Raw genomic sequence first — 23,144 nt, 5'->3', positions numbered from 1 at the left:
CGCTGCTCGTGCTCACAACGCACCTCGTCGTGATCGGCGTAGGCTCCGCCGCTTTGACCCGCAGGTCAGGGGATGTGGGCGGGGTAGGCGTGGATGAGGGCAGTGGTGAGTTTGGGGACGGCGTGGGTGAGCGCGTGTTCGGCGTCGTGGGCGATGCGGTGGGCGTCGGCCAGGCTCAGTTGCGGCTCGATGTCGAGTTCGGCGTCGGCGTGGAGTTGGTGACCGATCCAACGCAGCCGGACGCTGCGAACGGCGCGGACGCCGGGCCGGGCAGCGAGGGTGGTTTCGGCGGCGTCGACCAGTGCGGGGTCGACACCGTCGAGCAGGCGGCGGAAAACATCGCGCACGGCGATCCGCAGGACGGCCAGGATGGCGAAGGTGATCACCAATCCGATGAGGGGGTCGGCGATCGGATAACCCAGGGCGACGCCGCCTGCGCCCAGGAGTACGGCCAGGGAGGTGAATCCGTCGGTGCGGGCGTGCAGGCCATCGGCTACCAGGGCGGTCGATCCGATGCGGCGACCGACCCGGATGCGGTAGACAGCTACCAGTTCGTTGCCGGCGAAGCCGATGAGTCCGGCGGCCGCGACCCAGCCGAGGTGGTCGATGGCGGCGGGGTGGACGAGCCGCTGCACGGCTTCGTAGCCGGCGATGACGGCTGACGCCGCGATCATTGCTACCACGAACAGACCGGCGAGATCCTCGGCGCGACCATATCCGTATGTGTATCGCCGTGTGGCGGTGCGGATTCCGAGAGCGAAGGCAATCCACAGCGGGACGGCGGTCAGGGCGTCGGAGAAGTTGTGGATCGTGTCGGCGGCCAGTGCTACCGATCCTGACACGATCACGATGGCGACCTGGATGGCCGCGGTGATACCGAGCGCGATCAGGCCGATCTTGACCGCGCGGATGCCCGCGGCGCTGGACGCCAGGGCGTCGTCGATGCTGTCGGCGGCGTCGTGGCTGTGCGGGGCGAAAACCTCGGCGATTCTGCCGCGCAGGCCTTTCGGGTGATCGTGATCATGACCGTGCCCGTGCGGACGGTCAGGGGAATCGCCGTGGCTATGGCCATGGCTATGGCCATGGCTATGGCCATGGCTGTGGGCGCTGGAGCAGGTGTCGGTATGTGTCACCGGCGCCCGGTCTTTCGCGTGTGGGTCGTGGTGATGGGGTGCACGACCGCATCGCCGCGGTGATGGGCGGGCACGCCGGGGCCGGCGTGCTCGGCGTTGTAGACGGCGTCGGTGACCAGTTGTCGGACGTGCTCGTTTTCCAGGCTGTAGAACACCGTCGTGCCCTCGCGGCGGGTGCGGACCAGCCGGGCCATCCGCAGTTTCGCCAGGTGCTGCGACACCGACGGGCCGGGTTTGCCGACATGGTCGGCGAGCTGGGTGACCGACAGTTCCTGGCCGGTCAGTGCCCAGAGGATCTGGATGCGGGTGGGATCGGCAAGCATCCGGAACACCTCGACCACCAGCGCGGCCTGATCGTCGTCGATCCGATCGGGCCTATTATCTGCGTTCATACGCAGATAATAGACCAGTGTCCTGTCCGCTCCAAGAACAGATCTTCGCGAGGCTTCTTTGGACAGACGAGATGGATACCTGCCGCTGCTGTGATGAGCGAACCGGGCTGGATCTACGCCGACTTGCCGCCACCATGCGAAATCATCAGGGCCGCAATTAAACTCGCATCAGTTAATTGGTAGCAGTGTGTGCTTGCGAAGTGCAGTTCTTGCGAAGGGGAGTCACTGCGAGCCGATCAGCTCGTCAGTACTTCACTCGGAAATTGCCGACCAGTTGGATCTTGTTGCTGTCAGGGTCGGTGATCGGGCACAGTCGTACACCTTTGTTGGCGTTGATGATGTCACCCGCGTCTATACCTATCTCGCGCAGTTCACGAGCACCTTCCTCGATATCGGACACGGCGAGGTTGAGCATCCCGTTGCCGGCGCGCTGAGGGTCCTCCGTAACTTGCACCCACCCGCCGTCGGTGACCTGCCATTCCACAAGGTTCGACATCGGATTGTTGTCAGGTCCGCGGCCGAAAAGTTTTGTGTACCAAGACTTACCCGTCTCGATGTCGCTAACCGCAAGCACTGCAAGCACGTAATCAACTTGAGCCATGATCAGCTCTCCTTTGCCCTAGTGGTCGTTTACGAATTCCGCAGCAAGAGTGTCCAATTGCTTGGCGGTTCCATGCTCACGCCAATCTGGTTGCTCCTGGCCGGGCAGATACATACCGTGCTCGGTCAGTATCAGCAGGGTGCCAGCGTCCTCTGCTTGAAATTCGATACTGGTGACGGAGACGGTCGACAGCCGATCTCCGGTGTGCAGCGTGGACGTGGTGAGAATTCGTTCGTTGGTCACGATCTCGGCGTACTGCGCCTTGTAGGTCAACGGACGGCCCTGTGGATCGGACCCCTTGACCGTCTCGAGTCCTCCGACGATGAAGTTCTGGGAGTGCTCTGCTCCCTGAGCCATCCAGCGCTTGCGCGCCTCCGGATTTGCCCATGCCTCGAACACCCGCTCCACTGGGGCCGGGTAGCGCCGTTCCAGCGTGAACGTCGAGTGTGTAACTCCCATAATCACTTTCCCTTCAGGTAGTCATCGAGCTGATCGAGCTGCTGTTCCCATTCCGTGCGTTGTCCGCTGAGCCAGCGCTCGGCTTCACGTAGTGCGTTCGGTTCGATCCGGCAGCTGCGTACGCGACCGACTTTTTCGGTGATGATGACGCCCGCATCTTCAAGCACCTTCAGGTGTTGCATGACCGCGGGCAGGGACATCGCGAGTGGCTCGGCCAACGCCTTCACCGGCGCCGGCCTTCGGACGAGCCGTTCCACGATCGTCCGGCGGGTTGGGTCGGCGAGTGCGTGAAAAACGCGACCTATCCGATCAAACCCAGATTGGTTAGGCATGTACTTAACTATCGACGCGTCAAGTAGAAAAGTCAAGTACCTGCTTAACTATGTTAGAGGCGTTGTCGCGCGGTGAATCTGGAACCCTGCGTAATTCTGCGTCGCCAAGTCTGACGGCCGCGGCACCTTCATGTGCGCTCGCGATCCATCGGCGCAAGTCCGTAAGGCGTGCCGGGGGGTGGTAAGAAGCTCGACCGACTGGGAATCCAACGCGGCGCTTCGATAGCCCGTGCGACACGGATGATTTCGTCACTGTGACGTAATGATGGGCGCCACGTGGGGGCCAGGGTGGGTGGTCGATGGCAACCATCGCGATGGTCCTCTAGGGCATGCTCAAGGTGTCGCTGAGGTGATCGAACCGAACGGCGACCTCGGTATATGCGCAGCCGAAACGAGTAGCCCGGCAGGAAGTTGATCTGGCGAACTGGGCGTGCCGACGTGCTCGGATCAACCAATTATCAAGAGTTGCAGCCCTTCACCAAATGTAACTCGGGCGGCGCCTCTATGCCGATAAGCGACACTATGTCAGGTAAGCGAGGCGGTCTTCGGGTGCCTTAGCGGCTTTCGCCACTGCGGTCCTCTCCTAGCGCCTTTGATCAGCACGCGGCTGGGCGTGCCGAAATTTGTCGTACTCGAGTGCAATGCTCATGTCATGTCCTCGAACGCGACGTCAGTCAGCGCCGACGCGCGTCCTGGCACACGTCTGGAGGTGCTCTTCGAGGAACTGTCGGAGTTGACCGGTCAGCGCAATGCGATCGATGGACGCATCGTCGAGATCGTCGCCGAGATCGATCGCGACGAACTGTGGGGCGCTACCGGGGCGCGGTCTGTCGCGGCGCTGGTGGCCTGGAAGACCGGCTCGTCACCGAGCAACGCCGCAGCGATCGCGACCGTGGCACACCGGCTCGAATCGTTTCCCCGCTGCGCCGAGGAGATGCGTGAAGGCCGCTTGTCGCTAGACCAGGTTGGTGTGATCGCGCAGCGAGCGGGCGACGGATCCGACGAGCACTATGCGAAGCTGGCAGGCGTTGCCACGGTCAGCCAGCTGCGCACCGCCATCAAGTTGGAACCGCGCTCCGAACCCGGTCCTCGTCCCGAACCGCAGCCAACGATCACCAAAACCACCAACGCAGAGATCGACTTCTGGCGCATCGCACTCCCGCATGCCGAATCGGCAACGTTCGAGGCCGCACTGCAGTCGCATCGTGATGCGCTCATGGCAGAGTGGACACGCGACCGCGACAGTAGCAGCGGCAAGCCTGATCAACAGCCCCCGATGCCGACCCAGACGGATGCGTTCATGCGGCTGGTCGAGACTGGCTGGGATGCTGAGGTGCAACGTCGACCGCATGGGCATCGGACCACGGTGGTGGTGCACTTAGATGTCAAGCAGCAGATCGGCGCCCTGCATCTGGGCCCATTGTTGTCGGAATCCGAGCGGCAGTACCTGACGTGCGACTCCACCTGTGAAGTGTGGTTTGAACGGGAGGGCGAAGTGATCGGCTGTGGCCGATCGACCCGCACGATCAGCCGTCGGCTCCGCCGCGCACTCGAACACCGCCACCCCACATGCGCCGTTCCCGGTTGCGGAGCCACCCGCGGACTGCACGCCCATCACATCCGGCACTGGGAAGACGGCGGCATGACCGAGCTGAACAACCTGGTGCTGCTGTGTCCCTATCACCACCGTCTACATCACCGAGGCATCATCACCATTACCGGACCAGCCAGCCACCTTGTCGTCACCGACAGCAACGGCCAGGAACTCCACCCAGGATCGCTGGCCCGTCCACCCAGCAGCCCGGCGCCCTCGGTCGCACCCTGCCCCGGACCGACCGGTGAGCGAGCCGACTGGTGGTGGTACGAACCGTTTCAACCGCAAGCACCACCAACGACCAACTAGGCCGGCAACCATGCAGGGCGGCCGACCCCTAACGATTTCGCAGAAGACATGCGTTTTTGCTATAGGTCCAGGACTATGCGCAGCGCCGCATCAACGCGGCGCATCTCGTCGAAGCTGAGGAATCCAACGCTCTTGCCGAGCCGACCCGGGTTAACCGCTGCTGCCTGCTCGGCAAGCACGCGTGTGTTCATGCCACCGATTTCGACCTCGGGGCGAAAGCTTGCGGCACGAGCTGACGTGGACGTCGGTGCGACCAGCCAGGTCGACAGCGGCAGTTGATCCGATTGGACTACGACGGCATAGCGAGCGCCTGTTTGCTCGTGACCGCGGCTCCCCCGTCTGGCATGCAGCCCAAAGACCTCACCACGCACGCAGGGTCTCCATGTCGCGTAGCACCTGCATGGCCTCACGGCGGTCCGACTCGTCGTCGGCAAGCCTTTCCGCCTCGGCGCGAATCGCCGCGCTGGCCTTCCGTCGTGCGGCATCGATCAGAGCGGACCGCACGGCCGCGGATACGGGCGTGCCGTCCTTGGTCAAGACCTCGAGCGCCTTCGACGTGTCTTCGTCGGGCCGGAAGGTAATCGTGTCGGCCATGTTAGCAGTGTACGACGTTTTGTAAGACAATCGCCGGTCCGCATGAGCATCTCCTCCGCGTCGGCGCGATCCGCCGCGCCGATTTTCCAACGTGCCGCATTGATGAGAGGCCTGCTCCCCCGACGGGCGATTCGTCACCGACTATGCCTGTGCGCAAACCCCGGTCTATGGACGTGGCCGTTGCAGCTGAGTCAGGTTTGGCGGGTCCGTAGGCCGTCGCTCACAGTTGCTAAGTAGGTTGCAAGCAGCCTGTCGATGGCCTCGGGGCTTGCGTGTAGGTCTCCAGGGCGCCATGCGAGCGCGAGTAGGCCGTTCAGTGTTGCCCACAGTGCGGTGGTGACGTCATCGGGATCGAGGTCTGCGCGAATGATGCCGGCTTGCATGCCTTCGCGGATCACTTCGGTGAGCCGAGCGTTTTGGGTGCGGGTGAGCTCGGCGATGCGCTCGACCGCAGCGGGCTCATTTGGCGGCTCGGCCAAGATCCGAAACTCGTGGGGACGTTCGCGAGCGAAGCGTGCGTAGGCCTCTGCGGCTAGCAAGATGCGGTCCTCCACGCTTCCTTGTGCACTGTAGGCGGCGTCCATGTAGACACGGCTCTCTTCGAGCGCCTGCTCGGCTACTGCTGTCAGGAGCGCGGAGCGCCCGCCGACCCGGTTGTAGATGGTCTGCACCACCACGTCCGCCTTTTCGGCGACCGCCTCGAGGGTGAGAGCTTCGACGCCCTGGGTGGCGATGATCTCCCGAGCAGCGTCAAGCACGGTGCGACGGTTCTCGGCAGCTCGTTGCTGCGTCCTGGTCATCGAGGTAGGCCCAACGGGGGTGGCGGCAGCGCTCACATCGATACTGTAACCCATACAACAGTTGGAAGTACTTCCAATGTTTGTATAACTTCCATTACAGTCGACGGCATGACACGAACAGACCTCACCTTCACCTCCGGCGACGGATCCTGCGTCGCATGGCTCTACACGCCCGCCCAGCACTCCGCAGACAATCCCCGGCCCGTGATCGTGATGGCCCACGGCCTCGGCGGCGTCAAGGAGATGCGCCTGGACGCCTTCGCCGAGCGGTTCACCGCCGCCGGCTATGCCTGTCTGGTCTTCGACTACCGCCACTTCGGCGCCAGCTCCGGCCACCCGCGCCAACTGCTCGACATCAACAAGCAACTGCAGGACTGGCGCTCCGCGGTCGCTTACGCGCGCACCCTGAAGAGCGTCGACCCCGACCGGGTCGTCGTGTGGGGTACCTCGTTCGGGGGCGGACACGTGATCATCACCGCGGCCCAGGACAAGCGCATCGTTGCCGCGATCTCGCAGTGTCCGTTCACCGACGGGTTCGCCTCCGCGTTCGCCATCCCGCCTCTGAGTTCCGTCAAGGTCACCGCCCGCGCCCTGCGCGACGTCATTGGGGCCCGACTCCGACGGCCGCCGGTCATGGTCCCGACCTACGGCCCACCCGGATCAACCTCGCTCATGTCGACGCCCGACAGCGTCGCGGGCATCACTGCGCTCATCCCCGAAGGGCAATACGTCCCCAACGACGTGGCCGCACGCTTCGGCCTCGACATCGTGCGACACTTCCCCGGCCGTCAAGCGCGCAACGTGGACTGCCCGATCTTCTTCGCCATCTGCGAACGCGACACCGTCGCTCCGCCGAAACCGACCCAGCAGTACGCCGCCCAGGCACCCCACAGCGAGATCAAGCTGTACGACGCCGGCCACTTCGACATCTACATCGGCGACGCTTTCGAGCGCAACGTCACCGACCAACTCGACTTCCTCACCCGCCACGTCCCCGTCCACTGACCAAACTCTTTACCGCTCAAGGAGATCGATCCAATGACCAAGTACAACCTCGTCGGCCGCACTGTCCTGGTGACCGGGGCCGCCAGCGGCATTGGCGCTGCCACCACGCGCACGCTAATTGCCGCCGGCGCCAATGTCGCCCTCCTCGACCTGCACCAGGGCCCAGTCGACTCGCTCGCCGCCGAGCTCGGGCCCAAAGCCTTCCCGATCGCCGCCGACGTGACCGACCTAGCCGCCATGGAGGGTGTCGTCGCGAAGGTCATCGAGCGCTTCGGCTCGCTCGACGTGTGCTTCGCCAATGCCGGCATCGCCGCTGCCAAACCCACCACCATCCAGTCCAGCTCGGTCGATGAGTTCGAGCGGATCGTTGAGGTAGACCTGCTCGGCGTCTGGCGCACCGTCCGCGCCTGCCTGCCCGCGATCACCCGAGCGAACGGCCACATTCTGCTGACCTCATCGACCTACGCCTTCTTTAACGGCACCGGCAACGCGCCGTACGCCGCGTCCAAGGCCGGCGTCGAAGCCTTCGGCCGCGCCCTGCGCGGCGAGCTCGCGGGTACCGGCACCACCGCAGGCGTGCTCTACCCCGGCTGGGTCGACACCCCGATCATCCACGCCTCGCACAGCGACAAAGTCACCCAAGAGCTCATCCGGATCGGTAACCCGGGCCCCCTCGGCCGCCCCGTGCAGCCCAAGATCATCGCCGATGCCGTGGTCCGCGGAATCGAGAACCGCAGCCCACGCGTCTTCGCGCCCCGGCGCTGGGTACCGCTTTCCGTCGGTCGCGGCCTGCTGGCGATCCTCGGCGACGCCCTGCTTGACCAACACGAGCGCATGCACGAACTTCTGCGGCAGATCGAACGCTAACCGAAACATCACCGGAGAAAGGACAGGCACGTGAAGGACTTCAAGGACAAGGTCGCCATCGTCACCGGGGGCGGGGGCAACGGCATCGGCAACGCCCTGGTAGTCGAGCTGGCCAAGGCAGGCGCCCATGTTGCGTTCTGCGACATCGCCAACTTGGAGAAGACCGAGCAGGAAATTGCCCGGTACGACGTCCAGAGCTACAGCGAGAAGGTCGACATCGGCGACAAGCAGGCCGTCACGACGTTCGTCGACAACGTCGTGGCCACGTTCGGCCGCATCGACATCCTCATCAACAACGCCGGTATCGCCCTCGGCGACCTGGCATTCGAGGAAGCCAGCGAGACAGACCTCGAGAAGATCACCAACATCAACTACTGGGGCGTCATACACACCACCCAGCGCGCCTACCCACACCTGCTGAAGAGCCCCGAGGGCGCTATCGCCAACGTCTCCAGCACTCAAGGCATCCTCGCCGCCCCCTACCTGGTGCCTTACTGCACAACCAAGTTCGCGGTCCGCGGCTTCACCGACAGCCTCCGCGCGGAGCACAAGATCCGCGGCATCAAGAACGTCACCGTGCACACCGTCCACCCAGGGGCGGTTGCCACCGACATCACGCTCAACGCCGACCACCACGGATCCAGCACGGCGACGTTCCACGACCATCTGCAAAGCAAGGGCGTTACCCCACAGCAAGCGGCACAGACAATCCTGACCGGTATCCGGAAGAACGCCGGCCGCATCATGGTCAGTGACGCCCGCCCACAGGACTACCTGGCCCGATTACTGCCCACCGCAAACATCCACGTCATCAGACTGATGCTGAAACTAAAGGGCGTCTCGCCACGCTGACACTGCCCGAGCCCGCCCCAGACCCGCCGAGATGCGTTCGCGGCCCAGCTATGCGCGCATCTAGTCATAAAGATGATTATTCAAGATTTGACAAAATCGCGTTGGTCACTAAGCTCCAGTAGTAATCAAATAATTGAGTATCCCGCGCCATTCATGTTGCGAATCAGATTCTGCGACAGGCTCGGATGCGACGCAGATGTGCGGGTACTGGTACGACCCAGTGTGGGTCGTCATCTGGCAGCAGAAACATTGAGGAAGGAACGGGTGGATCGATGGCACTTCGTCATGCGGTACTGGCTGCGTTGGTCGACAACGGTGCCTCCGGCTATGAATTGACGAAGATTTTCGACATGTCGGTGGCCAACTACTGGTACACCTCCCCTCAGCAGCTGTACGCAGAACTGACCCGGCTGGAAGAAGGCGGGCTCATTGCCGGCCACGAAGTCGTGCAGGACAAGCGCCCCAACAAGCGAGTGTTCACGATCACCGAATCGGGACGAGAAGCACTGCGCGACTTCATCGATATCACATCGAAGCCCACCTTCATTCGTGACGATCTCCTCGTCAAAGTGCATGCGGCCGAAGCAGGCGACCTGGCTGCGCTCATCGAGGACCTCAACGAACGCGCGTCTCAAGCCGAGGCGAAAGCCGACCTCATCGAAGGGTTGCTCGAGAAACTGCGCGGAAATCAGACGGAAGCCGACTTCCTCGTCGACAGCCCTCGCGTCGGCCCCTACCTCACCGGCCTTCGCGGGATCAGTTTTGAACGCGAGAACGCAGCGTGGTGCCGCCGTGTCGCCGAAGTGCTAACGGCTCGGCTCCAGACCAAATCCGCGGCGACCCTATGACATTCACCTACGTAGCACTTGGGGACAGCCAGTCTGAAGGCGTGGGCGACCTGCCGTGGCCTGATGGCCGCCCGCGAGGCTGGACGGATCGGCTGGCGGCTGCACTGGCCGACAACTACGACCCGGTGTGGTATGCCAACCTCGCGGTGCGCGGCAAGCGTGCCGCAGCGGTACTTGCAGAGCAGTTAGGTCCAGCGAGCAAACTGCAGCCCGACCTGGTGACGGTCACCGCCGGCGTGAACGACGTGCTGAGGCCATCTGTCGACGTCGCCGAGGTCGTCGACATTCTGGACCACCTCGCTGCCGGCCTCTCCACCGTTGCCGCGACGACCATCCTGGTCAAAGCGCCGAACTTAGCCGGTCTGTCGATACCGGGACGACTGCTCGCCGGGCGCCTTAATGCGCTCAACGCCGGAATCGATCAGATCGCACGCCCCCGGGGCGTGCTGGTGTTGACCGCACCGGACGGCTCGGTTTTCGAGGACTTGCGCGCCTGGTCACCAGATCGCCTGCACCTGAGTGCGCTCGGGCACCAGCGGCTGGCCCGCGGGGCCGCACACCTGCTTGGGTTGCCGGGACAGCCCGACTGGTTCGCACCGGCAGCCGGCTTACCGCCGCGGCGGACGCCGTGGACTGAGGCGAGATGGGCAATTGACCACTTCGCACCATGGGTCGGACGACGACTGCGCGGCATCTCCTCCGCCGATGGTCGCGCAGCCAAACAACCTGAACCTCAACATGTTTCGACCCTTCCCACACATGGGCAAAGCTGACAACAATAAGGAAAGGACCCGCATGGGCCACTACAAGAGCAACGTCAGAGACCTGGAATTCAACCTGTTCGAAGTACTCAACCTCGGCGAGATCCTCGACTCCGACGCATACGGCGACCTGGATTCCGATGTCGTGCGGACCATGCTGGCCGAAGTGCGACGCATCGCTGAAGGGCCGGTCGCCGAGCCGTTCGCCGAAATCGACCGCAACCCACCGACATTCGACCCGCACACGCACACCGTGCGCCTGCCCGAAAGCCTGAAAGCCGCCTACCGAGCCGGCTATGGCGCGGGCTGGGAAAAGATCGGCATCGCCGAAGAACTCGGTGGCACGCCGATGCCGCGCCCGGTCGTATGGGCGCTGGTCGAGATGCTGATGGGCGCCAACCCTGCCGCCCATATGTACGCCAACGGCGCCTGGTTCGGCGACGTGTTCTTCCGGCACGCCACTGAGGAACAGAAGCGGTGGGCGCAGATTTGGGTGGAACGTGGTTGGGGATCGTCGATGGTGCTGACCGAACCCGACGCCGGTTCAGACGTCGGTGCGGGCCGTACCAAGGCGATTGCGCAGCCAGACGGATCGTGGCACATCGAAGGCGTGAAGCGGTTCATCACCTCCGGCGACTCCGGTGATCTGTTCGACAACATCGTCCACCTCGTGCTGGCCCGGCCGGAAGGCGCGGGCCCCGGGACCAAGGGTCTGAGCCTGTTCGCAGTGCCGAAGTTCCTGTTCGACTTCGAGACGGGCGAACTGGGTGAACGCAATGGCGTGTACGCCACCGGCCTGGAGCACAAGATGGGCCTCAAAGGCTCGGCCACTTGCGAGCTCACCTTCGGCGGCCACGACCGGCCGGCCAAAGGCTGGCTGGTCGGCGAGCGACACGCCGGCATTGCCCAGATGTTCGACATCATCGAGATCTCACGAATGATGGTCGGCACCAAGGCGATTTCGACGCTGTCCACCGGCTATCTCAACGCGCTCGACTACGCCAAGCAGCGGATCCAGGGTGCGGATCTGACCCAGATCGGCGACAAGACCGCCCCGCGGGTTTCGATCATTCGCCATCCCGACGTGCGTCATAGCCTGATGATGCAAAAGGCTTACGCCGAAGGGCTGCGCGCGGTGTACATGTACACCGCAGCGCACCACGACGCTGATGTCGCACACCATGTTTCGGGCGCGGACGCCGACCTCGCGTTGCGCGTCAACGACCTGCTGCTACCGATCGTCAAAGGTGTCGGTTCTGAGCGGGCTTATCAGTACCTCACCGAGTCTTTGCAGACCCTTGGCGGATCGGGCTATCTGCAGGACTACCCGCTGGAGCAATACATTCGGGACGCCAAGATCGACTCCCTCTATGAGGGCACCACGGCCATCCAGGCGCAGGATTTCTTCTTCCGCAAGATTGCCCGCGATCGAGGCGAAGCCCTGTCGCATATCGTCGGCCAAATCCGGGAGTTCCTCGGAGCCCAGGACGCCACCGAACGCTTGAAGAACGAGCGACAACTCCTGGAAGCGGCACTAGGCGATGTCGAGACGATGACTGCGACGCTGACCACGCTCCTGCTGGGAGCCGGCGAAAAACCGACCGAACTGTACAAAGTTGGCCTCGGCTCGGTCAGATTCCTGCTGGCCGTCGGCGACCTTCTTGTCGGCTGGCAGTTACTTCACCAAGCTCAGATCGCCCTATCCAAGCTCGACGCCGGTGCGGCCGGCTCCGACGGCGACTTCTACCGCGGCAAAGTGGCCGTCGCGCAATACTTCGCCTGCACCGTCCTGCCGGGTCTCGCTGCCACCAGGGCCGTGCTCGGTGCCCTCAACGGTGAGCTCATGGACCTCGACGACGCGGTGTTCTGACATGCCCGGCGCCGAAGTTCAAATGCTGACCAAAACGCGCCCAGATATTGGCCCATTGCAGGCCCTGCTCGCAACCATCAGTAACAAATGGGTCACTGTAGTTTTCGAACTCCTCACCGGCGCAGACGAACTCAGTTATGGTGAGCTGCATCGCCAGACCAAGGGCGTCTCCCGCAAGATGCTGTCAGCGACACTGCGCGATCTCGTACGAGACGGACTCGTACGGCGCCGTGCGGACACCCGCGCTGTGCCGCAGCGCGTCTACTACCGCCTAACTGATCTGGGTCAATCCCTCTCCGTCACCCTCGATGACCTCCGCATGTGGGCCGACGCCCACCTGGAAGTCATCGCGGCGGCGCGGCGAAGCTACTACGGTTCTGCCGAACAAGGACGTGAACGGAGCGGATCGCCACGACCTCACGCCGACCGAGCACCACACGTTGTGAGTGGGGACGGATTTGGCGGGCGAGGCAAATAAGGGCGCAAGACGTGGCCGAAGCCCCAGTCGCGTCTAGGTGCAGGGATATTGGCCGTTGAGCCGACAATTCGACGGTGGCACGTAGGAACCAGTCAGCACGCCTCTTAGACCGCCTGTGGCTGAACCACCCGGCGCAATGATGCGATTCCAATTCGCAGGGGTGAGCACATAGTGCGTGCCAGATTGGGTGACGGTGCTATTCCACGTGTGCGAGACCGATTCTGTTGCCGGCAAGTCGAATTCAAGCTTCCAATCGGTTAGCGGCACCATGCTCGAGTTGGTGATCGTGAAGTGGGCGATGAAGCCTGTCTGCCACGTCGACGACACCGATAACGTGGCCGTTGCCGCAGCCGCATGAGCTACGGGGGTGACGGCGAGTCCGAGGATGGCAACTATCAATGCCGACACGGTTACGTGAAGCGCTGTGCGCCAGCGTTTAACGTAATTGTCCAGTCCGGCCATAGCAGCCAACACTAAAGCCAAACACGCGCCGTCGACCCACGCGTCGCGCGTACGCTGCAGTACCTTTGCTCAACCGAAACCGTCGTGAAATTTCGACCCTTTCCGCGCAGTCCTCCGGCGTCTCAATAGGGCAAGGGCCGCCAGCCGCAACCGGGGATCGCCCAGTGGCCGATTCGGTCTGGCGTGTATGCGGTACCCGCGGTACTGTGTTCTCCAGTACCCAATACCAGCGGTATCGCACCTTGATTTCCTAGCGAGGTCCGTTGATGAGCAAGCGCGCAGAACTGCATCCCCCACGTTGGGCGCCCACTTTCGTGCGATGGCACCACACCCGGGTGGGCTGGTTGCGATCGTGGCAGTTGTCACTCAAGGCGCTATGGGCCGGCTACCGGCACACCATCTACGACTTCGCCGCCGAGTTGCCCGGCCAGGACGACATCCTGGTGGCCCGCGCGCCGCTGGCGAAGTTCGTGATTGTCCGCAATCCCGACATCGCGCGCCACGTACTTGTGTCCAACCAGGACAACTACGCCAAGAACGCCGAATACGACCTTCTCGCCGTGGCGTTCGGTCGCGGCTTGGTCACCGATCTCAATGACGAACAGTGGCAACGTAACCGACGGTTGGTCCAGCCGCTTTTCGCCAAGCGCCAAGTCGATCGCCTGGCCCCGCAAATGACCGCCGCGGCGGTAGATGCCGCCGAACGCTGGCAGGCCTACGCCCAGGCCGGCCGCCCGATCGATGTCGCGGCCGAGATGAACTACCTGACGATGGACATCATCGCCCGCACGATGTTCGGCATCGATCTAAGTGGGGAACTCGCCGAGCGGATGCGGCTCGACTTCGCCAGGCTACTAACACTTTTCGGATACGGATTCATCGGCGGAGTGGCCCGGCCGCTGCGTTTGCTGTCTGATCGGCTTGGTCGACACGGTCCCGATCCGCTCGCGGCGCGATCAACGCGATTGGCCATCAACGCGCTTCGGGTTGGCGCCAGCGTCACTGCGCCGCGCACCATGCGCGGCCTCCGCCGAATCGAGCGGTTCATCGACGAGCTGATCACCGACTACCGCAGCCGGGCAATCGATCGCACCGACAATCTGCTGGCATTGCTGATCGCCGCGGAGGACCCGGAAACCGGTTACCGCTACACGGATGTCGAGATCCGCGACGAACTGATGACCTTCCTGGGTGCGGGTTTCGAAACCACCGCCGCCGCACTTGCATGGACGTGGTATCTGTTGTCGCAGAACCCCGACGCGCGCGCCCGGCTGGGACGCGAACTCGACGAAGTGCTGTGCGGACGCGAACCCACCGCCGCGGACGTCGACAACCTGCCGTGGACTCAGGCGGTCGTGGCGGAGGCGATGCGCGTGTACCCGCCCATCATGGGGCTGGCCCGGGTGGCCAGGCACGACGACGTGCTCGGCGACTACCCCATCAAAGCGGGCACGCATGTCGCGATCCTCATCCACGGCGTCCACCACAATTCGCGGGTATGGAATGAGCCCGGCACCTTCGACCCGGCACGATTCCTCAAAGAGAATTTCGACCCGTCGCTACGCCGGGCGCACATTCCGTTCGGTGCCGGCAAGCGCATGTGTGTCGCATCCGGATTCGCCACCCTGGAAGCCATTCTCGCGATCGCCGCCTTGGCCCAGCGGTTCGAGCTTGACTTGCTGCCCGGCCAACGGCTGCGGCGAGAACTGACATTCACCGGCGGACCCGACGGCCCGCTGATGATGTCGGTGAGGCCGCGGATAACCGCGCGCGCGACGTTGACGGGCTAGCCGTCCTCCCACCCGGTACCCTCCGGCAACGCCTCCCGCAAAACGCCACGGGGTGAGGTCGGCGGTTCAGACTCGCGCTGGACGGTCGGCAGTCCTGAGTCGCGGTTTGGGCCAAGCGCCGGCTGTTGAAGTTCTCAATCGGAGAACCAACCAAGCAGTGCGTGCGAGTTGCCAACTCTTTGTCCCGAACGGCTGACTGCCTGAAATCTGGGTCTGGGCGTACTCTATTTACCCAGCGGCCTAAGTCCAGTGGGCGGATGCTGCACTTTGTGTCATGGTCAAGGCAGCGCCCTGGCACACCTGGTCTTTTTCGCTGGAGCGTAGACATGACGACGGCAGCACACCTCGATCTCGGTGACTTCCTGCATCCGGCGTTGTTCTATCAGTCGCGGCGGGAGTATTTGGACGGCCTGTTGCCTTTTATCACCGAGGGTCTGGAGGCCGGCCAGCCGGTGCTCGTGGCAGTACCCGGACCGAATCTGGCGCTGTTGCGCGACGCGTTGGGCTCCGATGCGGCCGGCATCACCATGGCAGACATGACCGACGCGGGCCGCAATCCCGGCCGAATTCTCGGGGGCGTGCTCAGCGCCTTCGCTGACAAGCACGCTCCCCAGCCGGTCAGGATGATCGGCGAGCCGATTTGGCCGGGTCGGTCGGAGGTGGAATATCCAGCGTGCGTGCAGCATGAGGCGCTGATCAACAACGCTTTCGCTGGACGCGACCTAGCAGTGCTCTGTCCATACGACGTCGCACGTCTAGAGCCCGCTGTGATCGAAGATGCCCGCATCACCCACCCGGTGCTCTGGCAGGCCGGAATGGCCGGGGAGGACAGCGCCGCGTTCGCGCCCACAGCGGTTTGGGAGCGCTACAACCGCCCGCTGGCCAGCGGCTCGGCGGCAGTCACCTACACCGTGGACCGGCTCGCGGATCTCAGCGGTGTGCGTCAGTTCAGCGCCGTGTACGGCCAGTGGTTCGACCTGCCGTCGCACATAACCACCAATTTGCAGCTGATCGCCAACGAGCTGGCTACTAGCAGTCTCGAGCACAATGGGGCGCCATGCCAGCTGGCGTTGTGGCAGCACGACGGTCATCTGATTTGTGAGGCTCGCGACAACGCGCACCTCGACGACCCGCTTGCCGGGCGGCGGCCCTATAGCAGCGACACCGTGCGTGGACGCGGACTATTTGTCGTCAACGGACTGGCCGATCTGGTGCGTATCCACACGACCGAGGGGCAGACGACCATCCATGCCTACCTGAAGCTGGACCCTGCCTGACTGGTGCGCACGGCTGGCGGTGTCAGCATTCCCTGGGGCGGGTATGGGATTGCACGGGCTCGCATCGATGAAGGTCGGTGCCCGAACATGTGAAGCCGATCGGAGCGATTATGACCGAACCCGACAACGAGAACTTCACGCGTGCGCAAGAGCTAGAGAACATCGTGGATGAGCTCGACGAGAAGGTCGCCGGGGAGCGCGAAGCCCAGGGCGTGCCCGGCAAACCGAGCGATCGTGAAAAGGCTGCAACCGAAGGCTCGGAGACGGAGCCGCCGGATTAGAGTCGGGTCCCACTCCCCTTCTCCGGCGGCTGTCCGACAAAGGCCTCGTCATCGCGCGCGGTCGCGGTAATCAACTCCGCATGCACCGTGCGACCGAACTTCGACCGCATCAGCCGGTGGGCCGCGGGAACCAGCACGCCGTGCAGGACCGGATACTTTTGCCGCAGCAATCGTGCGGCCTGCCGATACTCAGCGCCGTCCAACAGGTGCACGCGCCCAGGCTGGACGGATCCCGTCGGCTTGCCCGATGCGGTAGCCGGCCCGAATTCGACATACGCATTGCGGCGGATGCGGCGCACCTTGATCGCCCGCTCGAAACTGCGGAAGTAGGCCCGTTCGCCGTCCACCACGATGCTGACCGGACTGGAGCCGGCGGTGCCGTCTTTGCGGAAGGTGGTGAGGCTGATCGTTTTCTGCCGCACGAACGGCGCCAGCGCCGGGTCTGTGGCGGTGCCTACTTTGCCCAGCACGTAGCCAAGTTGGCGTAGCCGCAGCACGAATGCCACAACGAGCGCCGCTGACGCCACGCCCAGCAGCCAGGCTTGAGCCGGCGAACCCCCCAGGTCGAGATCCACCACGTGGTTCACGGTGTGCACCGTGTTCGCCACGATGAACCCCGCAAGCGCGGTCGCCAATGCGTCGGCCCAGATGAGCGCAAGCAGCAGCGTGATACCCAGCCCTAGCTGGAAGGCCCCGACGTCGTGCAGGAAATGCAGGTGAGTCCCGAAGCCGACGGCAGCTGCGAAGGAGCGCGGTCCGACCAGGCACCAGGTCCCGATGCCGGCGGTCGCCAGGCCCACCAGGCCTGTCACTGCGGTTAGGTATATCTGCGCCAGCGCGCCCGAGCGTTTCATGATCCCGCCTTTCGAAATGAGGGCTTTGTTCTAACCGGTAGACGGGCCAGCGCATCGATACGTGACAGTCACCAGAGCGCTGATGGGCGCTGGCGGAGTGCGAGTGCCTATCGACTACCGTCGACGACATGTCTGAAGTCTCCGGTACTGAGCGAATCGACGACGTCGCTGCCGGCGACATCGTCGTCATCGTCCGCGGCTCCTCGGAACGGCCCTACAAAGTGGTGTTCAAGGACGTCACCGAAGGCGGTTATGTCGTCACGTTCCAGGACGACGGCGGTGAAACGTTTCAGCTCGATTTCGACGCCGGCGATATCGTCAGGACCTCGTTGCAGTCGAAGTGGGAATCCGCGCAGAGTCCCACCCCGCACGCCGAAAGTTGACCCGGTCGCCGGCTATCCGCGACCCAGCCAATTCGTCGGCCGCTATTTGCGCTTGGTGCTGCAATTTCCGCGTTAGGCTCCTCGATGTCACGGTTCATCCCGCATCAGGAGCTCACCATGAAGGTAGACGAGCAGGGAATTGGCAAAGACGTTCGCCGGCTACGCGAATTCCACGCGTTCGACAAGTTCTCCGATGACGAGCTGGAACGCATGGTCGGAGCGGCGCATCACATTACGCGTTCAGCGCCGTGGCCGCTGATTCAAGAGCAGACGCCCTCGGACTCGTGCTACATCCTGCTCAGCGGCGAAGTAGGTGTGTACGTCGGCGACGACCGCATTGCTGTGTTGGGGCCCGGCGAGGTGATCGGCGAATCTGCGCTCCGCCGTGGGAAATTGCGTTCTGCGACGGTGACGACCACTGGGGCCGCCGAGGTGCTGCGCATCGAGCGCGATGATCTTGCCCGCTTGCTCGACGACATACCCGCGCTGCGCGAAACCATGGACGCGACCGCGGCACAACACGTGCCCGTCACGCCGCCCCCGAAGCCGAAACCGGCACGATCCAAGGTGAACGCCTCAGTCTCGACGGATTTGGTCGAGCGCTTCGAGCAGGCCGTCGACGCCGCCGGTGTGAGTGTCGCAGCGGCGCTCGAGGATGCGCTTACTCAATGGATCGAACGGAACAGCAAAAAGTAGCCAATAGGCGCTGACTCATTCCGCCTCGGCGATGAGGTCGGCAAGCGTCAGAATCCGTTGCGCGTCTCGCACGTGCAGGCTCTCGATCATGCGACCATCGACCGTTATCACGCTCTGCCCCGCCGCCCTGGCCTCCTCGTAGGTCGCGACGATTCTGCGTGCGTCGGCCAGCTCTTGCTGCGTGGGACCAAACACCTCGTTGGCCGGGACGATCTGCGAAGGATGGATGAGGGTCTTGCCGTCAAACCCCATCTCGCGACCTTGTCGAGCTTCCGCTCGGAAACCGGCGTCGTCGCTGATGTTGTTGAACACGCCATCCAAGACGACCTTTCCGGCCGCCCGGGCACCCAACACCGCCAGGGCCAAGGCAGCAATGACGGGTGCGCGCCCCGATACGTGCAATCCGTGTAACTCATTCACCAGATCGTTCGTGCCGACCACCAGCCCAGCCAAACGCTCGCTGCCGGAGGCGATCTCCTCTGCTCTCAGGAAGGCGCCAGGCGTTTCGATCATGACCCACAATTGCATCGACTCCCCCGCGCCGAGTGTGTCGAGTGCGGCGGTCAATGCTCGAACCTGTTCGCCCCTTTCGACTTTGGGCACGAGCACTCCGTCGGCGGACGACCTAGCCGCCGCTCTCAGGTCGTCGTCGTGCCATTCGGTTCCCAGGCCATTGATCCGCACCACGACCTCACGAGGGCGGTAGCTTGCTGACGATACCGCCTCACACACCCTCTCCCTCGACTCGGCTTTGGCGTCGGGCCCGACGGCGTCCTCAAGGTCGAAAATCAACATGTCCGCCGGCAGTGTCTTGCCCTTCTCCAACGCCCGGACGTTGTTGCCCGGCAAATAGAGTGCGGATCGGCGCGGGCGCAGTGTGGGTGCCATGGCGATGTTCACTTTCTTTGGCAACTCGGCCGGGAGATACCACCGTGTGCTTTTGGCAGCAGAACCATTGCATGTTCTCGCAACCGATTCCGGCCAACGACGGCGGGTTGCCTGACCGGTCGGCTCGACCGCTTTACTGATCAAGTGGACCCACGATTGCGCGCGGAGCTGACCCGAGTCCTCGAGAACGCCGGGCCGGGTGCTGATCACGCCGCGATCGCGCTGGGCGACGGGCCGATCAGGCAACGACTGAGATCGTCAATGCTTGCGTTGGCTGAGTCCCGCGGGCCTGGCAGTAGTACGTGCCCATCCGATGCCGCTCGAGCCGTCGAGGGCGAGAACTGGCGCGATTTGATGCCCGAGGCTCTTGAGATCGCCCGCGAGTTGGCCGAGTCAGGCGACGTGCAGATCACGAAGCGCGGCCACGTCCTTGACGTCCTTGACGCCAGCCGAGACTGGCGTGGCCCCATCCGCATCCGAATCAGACGCCGATGACGCTCACTGCGCCTTGATCATTACGTGAGTCAGCTCAGACATCGGGTGCTCGCCGGCCTATCCGGCGGAACGCACACCATGCGTGCTGAAGAAATCCGCCCAAGATACGACCTCAGGATGCTGTTTGAGCAGTGCTCTGCGCTGCCGCTCGGTCATGCCGCCCCAGACGCCGTACTTGACGTGGTTATCGAGTGCGTGGGCTCCGCACTGCTGCACGACCGGGCAGTCACGACAGATAGCCGCGGCCTTGCGTTGCGCGGCCCCCTTCACAAATAGTTCATCGGGATCCGTTGTCGCGCAGCGGGCTTTCGCAACCCAAGCGCGGTCTTCGGTAGGCATTGCATGTGGATTGTTGTTTGCCCCCACGAGGTTCAATCGCCGCGCGGCCGGCCTGCTTTCTGGCACCGAAGCCGTTCCCTTCCTCCCGGTCGCACGTGCGACCGCCACCTGCGGGCGGAACCTGAATGAGAGCCGAACCACACTCTGCCCGTCAGTGTGATCTAGATCTCACCTGCGCTTCCAAGTTATAGCCGGTGCGCATCGATTGCGCAACGGGCTTCTGGCACAGCCGTACCTGACCATTGCGGCCCCGGGGTCGCCGGCGCCCGCGTGTACCGCCGCGCCGGTCTGGTGGTTTCTTCCTCACCGGCGGTGGACACAACGTGGTTAAGCGCGTAACTTCGGCCACGCGTCGAGTCGCGGTGAGGCAAGAAGGAGATGCCCATGACGGTTCAGGCTGTACTGGACGAGGTCCGTGAACGACCCGGTACCGGTGACGTGATTCCGGTGGTCGATCCCGCCACCGAAGACCAGATCACCGAATTCACCGACTGCGGGCCCGAGGCCGTCAACGAAGCGGTCGCTCGCGCGAAAGCCACCGCCGATTCCGGAGTGTGGTCAGGCCTGCCCGACTACGAACGGGCCAAAGTGCTGTGGCGCGTGGCCGACCTGATCGACCAAAACGCAGAGCTTCTCGCTGAACTCGAAATGCTCAATGCCGGCATGTATCCCGCGCAGGCGCAGATGCAGGTGAAGGTCGGCGGCGAATGGTTCCGCTATTACGCGGGCTGGTGCACGAAGATCGACGGCATCGCCCGCGACGTGAATACCGGCGGTCTGACCGGTGTCGACTCGCACATGCACACCTATACGTTGAGGGAACCCTACGGCGTGGTGGGCCTGATCTTCCCGTGGAACGGCCCGGTCTTCAACTTCTGCGCCAAGCTCGCGCCATCGCTGGCGGCCGGCTGCAGCAGTGTCGTCAAACCCGCAGAGGAAACGCCACTTTCGGCGCTCGTGCTCAACAGAATTTTGGCCGAGGCGGGGGTGCCCGACGGGGTGGTGAACCTGGTGAACGGTTACGGTCACACCGTCGGCGCGGCCATCACCGCGCATCCCGACGTCGAGAAGGTCGCCTTCACCGGGTCGACGGAAGTCGGCAGGGAAATCGTGCACGCCGCGGGAAGCAGCAACCTCAAGAAAGTAACGCTGGAGCTCGGGGGCAAATCCCCCGTGCTGATCTTCGACGACGCCGGCCTGAAGAGGGCCATGACCATGGCGGCGTTCGGCGCGTTCGTTCACTCCGGGCAGGCCTGTGTGTGCGGGTCGCGCATCTTTGCGCAACGCGGCGTCTACGAGCGTGTCGTGGAGGGCATTGCCGGGATTGCGAATACGTTGCGGCTCGGCGGCCCGAAAGAAGAAGGCACCATGATCGGTCCCTTGATCAGTCAGAAGCAACTCACGCGAGTGCTCGGCTATCTCGAACAGGGCAAGTCCGATGGCGCCGAGTTCGTCACCGGAGGGCACCGCCTGGACCGGAAGGGATACTTCGTCCACCCCACCGTCGTCACCAAGGTCAATCCCGACTCGAGCAGATTGTTCCAAGAGGAGATCTTCGGACCCGTTGTCACCGTCCTGCCGTTCGACGACGAAGACGAGGCCGTCGCGCTGGCGAACAACAGCACCTACGGGCTGGCAGCAACGGTGTGGACCAAGGATCTCGGCCGTGCGCATCGGCTCGCCAAGCGCCTCAAGGCCGGAACTGTGGGATTGAACTGCCAGATGCAGTACGACCACTCCATGCCGTTCGGCGGGTACAAGCAATCGGGGTGGGGCCATGAATCGGGTAAGGCGGGCATCGAGACCTACCTGCAGGACAAAATCGTGTGGGCGCAGATGTAGGCGCCTCGCTCACCTGCTGGATTAACTTATCGGCACGCGTCTTCGCTGCCCCCGACGACGGCGCCGTTGGCGGTATGTCAGCATTTCCCAATGATTGAACGCCGGGTTGCCCGCATCGTTGGAGTCTTGGTTGTGACGGCGTGGGCGCTGCTGAGTGCGCCCCTGTCCAGTCCCGGCGCTTCAGCTGATCCATGCTCCGACGTCTCGGTGGTTTTCGCTCGGGGCACCCATCAGGAGCCTGGGCTGGGCAATATCGGCCAGGCCTTCGTCGACTCGCTCACCGCGCAGGCTCAGGGGCGGTCAGTCGGCGTCTACGCCGTCAATTACCCGGCAAACGACGACTACCACGCGAGCGCGACAGCCGGTGCAGACGACGCGAGTGGGTACATTCAGAACACCGTCGCCAGCTGCCCGAACAGCAAGCTTGTCCTCGGCGGCTATTCGCAGGGTGCGACCGTGATCAACCTGGCGAGCACACAGATGCCGGCCTCGGTGGCCGACCATGTCGCCGCGGTCGCTCTCTTCGGCGAGCCGACCAGCGGATTTTCCAGCATGCTGTGGGGCGGCGGCCCGTTGCCCACAATCAGCCCGCTGTACGGCGGAAAGACCATCAGCCTGTGCGCTCCCGACGACCCGATTTGCTCCGGCGGCGGGAACATCATCGCGCATGTTTCCTATATCGAGTCCGGGATGACCAACCAGGCTGCCACGTTCGCGGTCAACAAGCTCGGTCCAGCGCGCTAGCTGTACCCGGCCATAACGTTGGTTACAGGCGGCTGATGGGTGGAAGGTCGCCGAGTGCGCTGTGGCGGCGTTGAGTGTTGTAGAACTCGAGCCAGGGCGCAAGTGCTCGGGTGCGTTCGGCGTTGGAGGTGAAGACCCGCCGGTAGGACCACTCGATTTGAAGAGTGCGGTTGTAACGTTCGACCTTGCCGTTCTGCC

29 protein-coding genes are annotated in these 23,144 nt (G+C 63.6%); 16 read left to right on the top strand and 13 right to left on the bottom strand.

The window, feature by feature from the left end; translation table 11 throughout:
• Positions 1 to 65: 65 nt before the first annotated feature.
• From A5791_RS15550 to A5791_RS15530, 5 genes are all read right to left on the bottom strand, one after another.
• Positions 66 to 1,001 (bottom strand): cation diffusion facilitator family transporter, encoded by a 936-nt coding sequence (locus tag A5791_RS15550; protein WP_197504703.1) that lies wholly within the window; start codon positions 999 to 1,001, stop codon positions 66 to 68.
• 128 nt (positions 1,002 to 1,129) lie between these two features.
• Positions 1,130 to 1,525: a metalloregulator ArsR/SmtB family transcription factor gene (locus A5791_RS15545; protein ID WP_067238384.1), complete on the bottom strand. Its 396-nt coding sequence runs from the start codon at positions 1,523 to 1,525 to the stop codon at positions 1,130 to 1,132.
• Between the two features lie 244 nt (positions 1,526 to 1,769).
• On the bottom strand, positions 1,770 to 2,126 hold the full coding sequence (locus A5791_RS15540) for a VOC family protein (RefSeq protein ID WP_067238382.1): 357 nt from the start codon (positions 2,124 to 2,126) through the stop codon (positions 1,770 to 1,772).
• 18 nt (positions 2,127 to 2,144) lie between these two features.
• Positions 2,145 to 2,585 (bottom strand): SRPBCC family protein, encoded by a 441-nt coding sequence (locus A5791_RS15535; protein WP_067238380.1) that lies wholly within the window; start codon positions 2,583 to 2,585, stop codon positions 2,145 to 2,147.
• 2 nt (positions 2,586 to 2,587) lie between these two features.
• Entirely contained in the window at positions 2,588 to 2,917 is a 330-nt protein-coding gene (locus A5791_RS15530) for a helix-turn-helix transcriptional regulator (protein WP_067238377.1), read from the bottom strand.
• Positions 2,918 to 3,569: 652 nt separating this feature from the next.
• On the opposite strand from A5791_RS15530, the gene A5791_RS15525 reads away from it, so the two are divergent.
• Positions 3,570 to 4,820: an HNH endonuclease signature motif containing protein gene (locus A5791_RS15525; protein ID WP_067238655.1), complete on the top strand. Its 1,251-nt coding sequence runs from the start codon at positions 3,570 to 3,572 to the stop codon at positions 4,818 to 4,820.
• A 59-nt stretch (positions 4,821 to 4,879) separates the two neighbouring features.
• Here the strand turns inward: A5791_RS15525 and A5791_RS15520 are convergent, their stop codons facing one another.
• The 3 genes from A5791_RS15520 to A5791_RS15510 all read right to left on the bottom strand — a co-directional run bounded on the left by A5791_RS15520 (position 4,880) and on the right by A5791_RS15510 (position 6,214).
• Positions 4,880 to 5,191, bottom strand: coding sequence for a type II toxin-antitoxin system PemK/MazF family toxin (locus tag A5791_RS15520; protein ID WP_067238375.1), 312 nt, complete (start codon positions 5,189 to 5,191; stop codon positions 4,880 to 4,882).
• On the bottom strand, positions 5,181 to 5,414 hold the full coding sequence (locus tag A5791_RS15515) for a hypothetical protein (RefSeq protein WP_067238370.1): 234 nt from the start codon (positions 5,412 to 5,414) through the stop codon (positions 5,181 to 5,183). The genes A5791_RS15520 and A5791_RS15515 overlap by 11 nt, the downstream gene beginning before the upstream one ends.
• 191 nt (positions 5,415 to 5,605) lie before the next feature.
• On the bottom strand, positions 5,606 to 6,214 hold the full coding sequence (locus A5791_RS15510; RefSeq protein WP_067238652.1) for a TetR/AcrR family transcriptional regulator: 609 nt from the start codon (positions 6,212 to 6,214) through the stop codon (positions 5,606 to 5,608).
• A gap of 108 nt (positions 6,215 to 6,322) precedes the next feature.
• Between A5791_RS15510 and A5791_RS15505 the strand changes: the two genes are divergently transcribed.
• From A5791_RS15505 to A5791_RS15475, 7 genes are all read left to right on the top strand, one after another.
• Complete coding sequence (locus A5791_RS15505; protein ID WP_082966949.1) at positions 6,323 to 7,219, top strand: alpha/beta hydrolase; 897 nt, start codon at positions 6,323 to 6,325, stop codon at positions 7,217 to 7,219.
• Between the two features lie 33 nt (positions 7,220 to 7,252).
• Positions 7,253 to 8,086, top strand: coding sequence for a short-chain dehydrogenase/reductase (locus tag A5791_RS15500; RefSeq protein ID WP_067238367.1), 834 nt, complete (start codon positions 7,253 to 7,255; stop codon positions 8,084 to 8,086).
• Between the two features lie 30 nt (positions 8,087 to 8,116).
• Complete coding sequence (locus A5791_RS15495; protein ID WP_067238365.1) at positions 8,117 to 8,938, top strand: SDR family oxidoreductase; 822 nt, start codon at positions 8,117 to 8,119, stop codon at positions 8,936 to 8,938.
• A gap of 272 nt (positions 8,939 to 9,210) precedes the next feature.
• A complete protein-coding gene (locus tag A5791_RS15490; RefSeq protein WP_067238363.1) occupies positions 9,211 to 9,786 on the top strand; it encodes a PadR family transcriptional regulator in 576 nt (191 codons plus the stop codon).
• Entirely contained in the window at positions 9,783 to 10,559 is a 777-nt protein-coding gene (locus A5791_RS15485; RefSeq protein WP_067238361.1) for an SGNH/GDSL hydrolase family protein, read from the top strand. The genes A5791_RS15490 and A5791_RS15485 overlap by 4 nt, the downstream gene beginning before the upstream one ends.
• A gap of 22 nt (positions 10,560 to 10,581) precedes the next feature.
• Positions 10,582 to 12,417, top strand: a complete 1,836-nt coding sequence (locus tag A5791_RS15480; protein ID WP_067238646.1) for an acyl-CoA dehydrogenase — start codon at positions 10,582 to 10,584, stop codon at positions 12,415 to 12,417.
• Between the two features lies 1 nt (position 12,418).
• Positions 12,419 to 12,895 carry a helix-turn-helix domain-containing protein gene (locus tag A5791_RS15475; RefSeq protein WP_067238359.1) on the top strand — a complete coding sequence of 159 codons (477 nt, stop codon included), beginning with the start codon at positions 12,419 to 12,421 and terminating at the stop codon, positions 12,893 to 12,895.
• A gap of 33 nt (positions 12,896 to 12,928) precedes the next feature.
• Here A5791_RS15475 and A5791_RS26055 read toward each other — a convergent pair whose 3' ends face one another.
• Positions 12,929 to 13,357 carry a cellulose-binding domain-containing protein gene (locus A5791_RS26055; protein ID WP_082966948.1) on the bottom strand — a complete coding sequence of 143 codons (429 nt, stop codon included), beginning with the start codon at positions 13,355 to 13,357 and terminating at the stop codon, positions 12,929 to 12,931.
• A gap of 266 nt (positions 13,358 to 13,623) precedes the next feature.
• On the opposite strand from A5791_RS26055, the gene A5791_RS15465 reads away from it, so the two are divergent.
• From A5791_RS15465 to A5791_RS26825, 3 genes are all read left to right on the top strand, one after another.
• Positions 13,624 to 15,147 carry a cytochrome P450 gene (locus A5791_RS15465; protein ID WP_082966947.1) on the top strand — a complete coding sequence of 508 codons (1,524 nt, stop codon included), beginning with the start codon at positions 13,624 to 13,626 and terminating at the stop codon, positions 15,145 to 15,147.
• 326 nt (positions 15,148 to 15,473) lie between these two features.
• Positions 15,474 to 16,424 (top strand): anti-sigma factor RsbA family regulatory protein, encoded by a 951-nt coding sequence (locus A5791_RS15460; RefSeq protein WP_067238349.1) that lies wholly within the window; start codon positions 15,474 to 15,476, stop codon positions 16,422 to 16,424.
• A gap of 110 nt (positions 16,425 to 16,534) precedes the next feature.
• On the top strand, positions 16,535 to 16,705 hold the full coding sequence (locus A5791_RS26825; protein WP_231995914.1) for a hypothetical protein: 171 nt from the start codon (positions 16,535 to 16,537) through the stop codon (positions 16,703 to 16,705).
• On the opposite strand, the gene A5791_RS15450 is transcribed toward A5791_RS26825, so the two are convergent.
• Entirely contained in the window at positions 16,702 to 17,562 is an 861-nt protein-coding gene (locus A5791_RS15450; RefSeq protein ID WP_067238342.1) for a PPOX class F420-dependent oxidoreductase, read from the bottom strand. The two genes, A5791_RS26825 and A5791_RS15450, sit on opposite strands and share 4 nt — an antisense overlap.
• Before the next feature lie 125 nt (positions 17,563 to 17,687).
• Here A5791_RS15450 and A5791_RS15445 point away from each other — a divergent pair, with 125 nt between their 5' ends.
• Both A5791_RS15445 and A5791_RS15440 read left to right on the top strand, forming a co-directional pair.
• Entirely contained in the window at positions 17,688 to 17,942 is a 255-nt protein-coding gene (locus tag A5791_RS15445; RefSeq protein WP_067238339.1) for a hypothetical protein, read from the top strand.
• Positions 17,943 to 18,026: 84 nt separating this feature from the next.
• Complete coding sequence (locus A5791_RS15440) at positions 18,027 to 18,638, top strand: cyclic nucleotide-binding domain-containing protein (protein WP_231995912.1); 612 nt, start codon at positions 18,027 to 18,029, stop codon at positions 18,636 to 18,638.
• Positions 18,639 to 18,653: 15 nt separating this feature from the next.
• Here the strand turns inward: A5791_RS15440 and A5791_RS15435 are convergent, their stop codons facing one another.
• On the bottom strand, positions 18,654 to 19,526 hold the full coding sequence (locus tag A5791_RS15435) for a CoA ester lyase (protein ID WP_067238336.1): 873 nt from the start codon (positions 19,524 to 19,526) through the stop codon (positions 18,654 to 18,656).
• A 144-nt stretch (positions 19,527 to 19,670) separates the two neighbouring features.
• Here A5791_RS15435 and A5791_RS15430 point away from each other — a divergent pair, with 144 nt between their 5' ends.
• On the top strand, positions 19,671 to 20,021 hold the full coding sequence (locus A5791_RS15430) for a DUF3253 domain-containing protein (protein WP_255397687.1): 351 nt from the start codon (positions 19,671 to 19,673) through the stop codon (positions 20,019 to 20,021).
• A 57-nt stretch (positions 20,022 to 20,078) separates the two neighbouring features.
• Here the strand turns inward: A5791_RS15430 and A5791_RS15425 are convergent, their stop codons facing one another.
• Positions 20,079 to 20,426 carry a WhiB family transcriptional regulator gene (locus A5791_RS15425; RefSeq protein WP_369828083.1) on the bottom strand — a complete coding sequence of 116 codons (348 nt, stop codon included), beginning with the start codon at positions 20,424 to 20,426 and terminating at the stop codon, positions 20,079 to 20,081.
• 318 nt (positions 20,427 to 20,744) lie between these two features.
• Here A5791_RS15425 and A5791_RS15420 point away from each other — a divergent pair, with 318 nt between their 5' ends.
• Both A5791_RS15420 and A5791_RS15415 read left to right on the top strand, forming a co-directional pair.
• Positions 20,745 to 22,202 (top strand): aldehyde dehydrogenase, encoded by a 1,458-nt coding sequence (locus A5791_RS15420; protein WP_067238636.1) that lies wholly within the window; start codon positions 20,745 to 20,747, stop codon positions 22,200 to 22,202.
• Positions 22,203 to 22,292: 90 nt separating this feature from the next.
• Positions 22,293 to 22,946, top strand: coding sequence for a cutinase family protein (locus tag A5791_RS15415; RefSeq protein ID WP_067238328.1), 654 nt, complete (start codon positions 22,293 to 22,295; stop codon positions 22,944 to 22,946).
• A gap of 22 nt (positions 22,947 to 22,968) precedes the next feature.
• Here the strand turns inward: A5791_RS15415 and A5791_RS15410 are convergent.
• Positions 22,969 to 23,144 (bottom strand): integrase core domain-containing protein (locus A5791_RS15410; RefSeq protein ID WP_156661238.1); only part of this gene is annotated, 176 nt, incomplete at its 5' end.

It is taken from the genome of Mycobacterium sp. 852002-51163_SCH5372311 (genome assembly GCF_001667115.1).
In the GTDB taxonomy this organism is placed as follows: Bacteria; Actinomycetota; Actinomycetes; order Mycobacteriales; family Mycobacteriaceae; genus Mycobacterium.
This window is presented reverse-complemented; position numbering and strand designations above follow the sequence as displayed.

Excerpts from the sequence above, each read along its gene's own strand:
- A5791_RS15420 (WP_067238636.1), top strand. The coding sequence starts at position 20,745 with ATGACGGTTCAGGCTGTACTGGACGAGGTCCGTGAACGACCCGGTACC.
- A5791_RS15445 (WP_067238339.1), top strand. The coding sequence starts at position 17,688 with ATGTCTGAAGTCTCCGGTACTGAGCGAATCGACGACGTCGCTGCCGGC.
- A5791_RS15525 (WP_067238655.1), top strand. The coding sequence starts at position 3,570 with ATGTCCTCGAACGCGACGTCAGTCAGCGCCGACGCGCGTCCTGGCACA.
- A5791_RS15515 (WP_067238370.1), bottom strand. The coding sequence starts at position 5,414 with ATGGCCGACACGATTACCTTCCGGCCCGACGAAGACACGTCGAAGGCG.
- A5791_RS15545 (WP_067238384.1), bottom strand. The coding sequence starts at position 1,525 with ATGAACGCAGATAATAGGCCCGATCGGATCGACGACGATCAGGCCGCG.
- A5791_RS15440 (WP_231995912.1), top strand. The coding sequence starts at position 18,027 with ATGTCACGGTTCATCCCGCATCAGGAGCTCACCATGAAGGTAGACGAG.
- A5791_RS15475 (WP_067238359.1), top strand. The coding sequence starts at position 12,419 with ATGCCCGGCGCCGAAGTTCAAATGCTGACCAAAACGCGCCCAGATATT.
- A5791_RS15535 (WP_067238380.1), bottom strand. The coding sequence starts at position 2,585 with ATGGGAGTTACACACTCGACGTTCACGCTGGAACGGCGCTACCCGGCC.
- A5791_RS26055 (WP_082966948.1), bottom strand. The coding sequence starts at position 13,357 with ATGGCCGGACTGGACAATTACGTTAAACGCTGGCGCACAGCGCTTCAC.
- A5791_RS15530 (WP_067238377.1), bottom strand. The coding sequence starts at position 2,917 with ATGCCTAACCAATCTGGGTTTGATCGGATAGGTCGCGTTTTTCACGCA.
- A5791_RS15500 (WP_067238367.1), top strand. The coding sequence starts at position 7,253 with ATGACCAAGTACAACCTCGTCGGCCGCACTGTCCTGGTGACCGGGGCC.
- A5791_RS15435 (WP_067238336.1), bottom strand. The coding sequence starts at position 19,526 with ATGGCACCCACACTGCGCCCGCGCCGATCCGCACTCTATTTGCCGGGC.
- A5791_RS15415 (WP_067238328.1), top strand. The coding sequence starts at position 22,293 with ATGATTGAACGCCGGGTTGCCCGCATCGTTGGAGTCTTGGTTGTGACG.
- A5791_RS15465 (WP_082966947.1), top strand. The coding sequence starts at position 13,624 with ATGAGCAAGCGCGCAGAACTGCATCCCCCACGTTGGGCGCCCACTTTC.
- A5791_RS15540 (WP_067238382.1), bottom strand. The coding sequence starts at position 2,126 with ATGGCTCAAGTTGATTACGTGCTTGCAGTGCTTGCGGTTAGCGACATC.
- A5791_RS15490 (WP_067238363.1), top strand. The coding sequence starts at position 9,211 with ATGGCACTTCGTCATGCGGTACTGGCTGCGTTGGTCGACAACGGTGCC.
- A5791_RS15480 (WP_067238646.1), top strand. The coding sequence starts at position 10,582 with ATGGGCCACTACAAGAGCAACGTCAGAGACCTGGAATTCAACCTGTTC.
- A5791_RS26825 (WP_231995914.1), top strand. The coding sequence starts at position 16,535 with ATGACCGAACCCGACAACGAGAACTTCACGCGTGCGCAAGAGCTAGAG.
- A5791_RS15485 (WP_067238361.1), top strand. The coding sequence starts at position 9,783 with ATGACATTCACCTACGTAGCACTTGGGGACAGCCAGTCTGAAGGCGTG.
- A5791_RS15505 (WP_082966949.1), top strand. The coding sequence starts at position 6,323 with ATGACACGAACAGACCTCACCTTCACCTCCGGCGACGGATCCTGCGTC.
- A5791_RS15510 (WP_067238652.1), bottom strand. The coding sequence starts at position 6,214 with ATGACCAGGACGCAGCAACGAGCTGCCGAGAACCGTCGCACCGTGCTT.
- A5791_RS15460 (WP_067238349.1), top strand. The coding sequence starts at position 15,474 with ATGACGACGGCAGCACACCTCGATCTCGGTGACTTCCTGCATCCGGCG.